The 2,462-nt window shown below is 61.5% G+C and carries 3 protein-coding genes and 2 pseudogenes; all 5 read right to left on the reverse strand.

Annotation, left to right across the window (positions count from 1 at the left end):
- Positions 1 to 416 precede the first annotated feature (416 nt).
- Positions 417 to 830 (reverse strand): hypothetical protein, encoded by a 414-nt coding sequence (locus AB0323_RS23915; RefSeq protein ID WP_366179541.1) that lies wholly within the window; start codon positions 828 to 830, stop codon positions 417 to 419.
- A 200-nt stretch (positions 831 to 1,030) separates the two neighbouring features.
- Positions 1,031 to 1,315, reverse strand: coding sequence for a hypothetical protein (locus tag AB0323_RS23920; RefSeq protein ID WP_366179543.1), 285 nt, complete (start codon positions 1,313 to 1,315; stop codon positions 1,031 to 1,033).
- Positions 1,225 to 1,785, reverse strand: coding sequence for a DUF1016 N-terminal domain-containing protein (locus tag AB0323_RS23925; protein ID WP_366179542.1), 561 nt, complete (start codon positions 1,783 to 1,785; stop codon positions 1,225 to 1,227). The genes AB0323_RS23920 and AB0323_RS23925 overlap by 91 nt, the downstream gene beginning before the upstream one ends.
- A 41-nt stretch (positions 1,786 to 1,826) precedes the next feature.
- Positions 1,827 to 1,973 (reverse strand): annotated as a pseudogene (locus AB0323_RS23930) (DNA alkylation repair protein); the annotation flags it as partial.
- A gap of 60 nt (positions 1,974 to 2,033) precedes the next feature.
- Positions 2,034 to 2,462, reverse strand: a pseudogene (locus tag AB0323_RS23935) (endonuclease); the annotation flags it as partial.

The raw sequence follows: 2,462 nt of genomic DNA on the forward strand, positions 1-2,462 counted from the left end.
CCATCTCAGCGATGATCGCCCCCACGAGATCAGCGACGGTGACAGTCTGGTCCTCCATTGCATCCCTCCAGACTTGAGTCGTGGCGCTTATGCGTGACCCTTCAAGGCTGGAACGTTATGCAAAGACTTTGCCACCGGAGCCACCGCTTCAGGACCACCGATCCGCACCAACTTAGTTGCCCCGTTCTCTCATCGAATCCGAGACCTACGGGTTGCGGGCCCGTGGCTCACCAAATCTGTCAGTCTTCCACGTTGCGATCACCAATCAGGATTTGATTTCTTGATAGAAGACGCGCCTGCGCTGCAGTAACACTCAGGCCTCACTGCCTAAGTCGCTGCACCGCGTGATCGATCCTTCGGCGGACGAGGCCAAGAAATCTGCCGGATCACCTGTCAGAGCAAACGGCCCAAAGCCCCTAGATGTCTTCCGCAATGAGCCATTCCGTGAAGCGTCCCTGGTCCTCGTTCCCCATTGGCCATGTTGTCGGCTCAATCCATCGGATGATCGCGCGGCCGCAAATACGGGCCCCCTCGTACATTCGGAGCTTGTCGCCGACGCGGACGTCTCGCCATTCCGATGTGTTCTCTATGAACACGGGCACGAGGATGGCTCGTACGTCCTCACCCGGGCTGATGTTTGTGTGGGAGAAGCCAAGTACGGGGCCACCCGACTGTTCACCGTCGGCCCAGCCGGGAAGGCCCCAATTCGGTCTATATTCGAACCGATGGTCCGGCGCATTCCCGCCCAAAAGGACCCTGCTGCGCCCGCCGTCGGCCGTGCTCACAAAATGTAGATCAATGCCAATCGCGAGTGTGCTCGTGGAACTCATGATCGCAGCGTAAAACGCGCCAAGCGAATCTGGCGTGACCAAGGGATGCCTTTCCCATTCTCATGATCAGGCTCTTGGCCAGAACGCGTTACCAACGGCGTCCGGTGAAGGATCCCCTGTCGACACTCACTTGATGCATGCCAGGATCCGCAGCTGAGAGAGCTAATACGGAACTGACAACAATGTTGAGACTGGACAGATCACGCCGCAGTAGGCATAACGGCCAGCTGCGCATAACCAAGGTACTCGGGCTCAACGTGCAGGACCAGCTCGCCCTCGAGCTCGCGCTCGTTCCGTTTGCCCGTCATGGCGACGAAGTCGAAGACATACGGGTCCTTGAAAGACTGCTGCGTAAGATCTGAATCCGACGGCGGCAACGTCGCCCGGAAGTTGCTTATCGCCTTGCCGGAACGTTCGTGCAGCCGGTTGTCGATCTGGTAGCCCAAGACGCTGTGGGACCAGCCTTCCTCAACGGCGGCAGCCATCTACGACAGCCTGGTGCCAGGGTCATCGAGCTTTTCCAGCAGCAGCACATGGTGGCTCCACGGCAATGTTGCAGACGCCGTCTGCAACATGTGATGTCCGGCCACCCAGCAGCCAACGCCTTCATGTACCGCAGGTTGCGGGGCGAGAAACCCCTAGCCTCAGGAAACCGTTCCTTGAGGTCCGCAGATAGCCGGGTCACCACTCTGGATCCCCAGCCTTCCTGCGACTCGCGCGCCAGGAGTTCGCAGCCAATCGACCAATAGGCGCGCACGAGTTCCCGATTGGCCGCAGAGACCGCCCGGGCCCGCCCGGAATCGATCTGATGCGCCACCGAGGCCAGCAAGTCCGGGTACCACTTCGGCATGGTGGACGTGGCAGGCGTTGACCCAAAAGACGCTGGCGTTGACATGCTGATCGGTTCCTCTCCGGACGGATATTTCAGAATCAAAATATCGACGGGCACTGACATTGTTGGTGAGCGTCAGACGGCGGCGACCACCGCTTCTGGATCTGCGTCTTCAACCGCTTGGCGAGCGCGCGCAGTTTGCCAAGGTTCACACAATGATCGTCACCGTGTTTCTCATTCACCTCGCGTGCTCTCGTGTCTTCGAGTGCGGCCAGTTCGGTCACTGACTCGTGCACGATCGTCTCGGTCACCGCAGCCTCCTGTTCACCTCTTGTGGTGGAACCGGCGTTTCCTTCCAAGGTTCTGCTCGTTCAGGCGCTTTGGAACGCGCCGCATTCCGGGAAGGGGTCGTTCAGGGTCGCCGGCCAGTCCGGCTCGCCTGGCCAGCCTGGGTCGTCTGGCTCGCCTGGCTCGCCTGGCTCACCTGGATCGTCTGGCTCGCCTGGATCGTCCATGTCGTCGGGGTCGGGGTCGGGCCAGGGGTGTGCGGCCGTGAAGGAGTGCCAGTCGGGGAAGGGGTCCGGGGGCGGTTCGGGTCCGGGATAGGCGGGCGCGGCCGGGTCCGGGTCGGTGTCGGTGATCGGGAGGTGGTGGGGCCAGCGGGGTGGTTCCCAGTCCTGGTGTTCGCCGGGGTAGTGCCGTTGTGAGGGGGAGGTCCACCCGGGCGGGTGGTTTTTGCCGGCCGGGGTGGGGGTCCATCCGGTGCGGTGTTTGAGGCGGTGGTGTTTGGGGCAGGGTTG

The sequence above is a fragment of the Arthrobacter sp. NPDC080031 genome, assembly GCF_040702485.1.
Classification (GTDB): Bacteria; Actinomycetota; Actinomycetes; order Actinomycetales; family Micrococcaceae; genus Arthrobacter.

What these genes read in the sequence shown, in the direction of transcription:
- AB0323_RS23920 (WP_366179543.1), bottom strand. Translation starts at nt 1,315, where the DNA reads ATGGCTGCCGCCGTTGAGGAAGGCTGGTCCCACAGCGTCTTGGGCTAC.
- AB0323_RS23925 (WP_366179542.1), bottom strand. Translation starts at nt 1,785, where the DNA reads ATGTCAGTGCCCGTCGATATTTTGATTCTGAAATATCCGTCCGGAGAG.
- AB0323_RS23915 (WP_366179541.1), bottom strand. Translation starts at nt 830, where the DNA reads ATGAGTTCCACGAGCACACTCGCGATTGGCATTGATCTACATTTTGTG.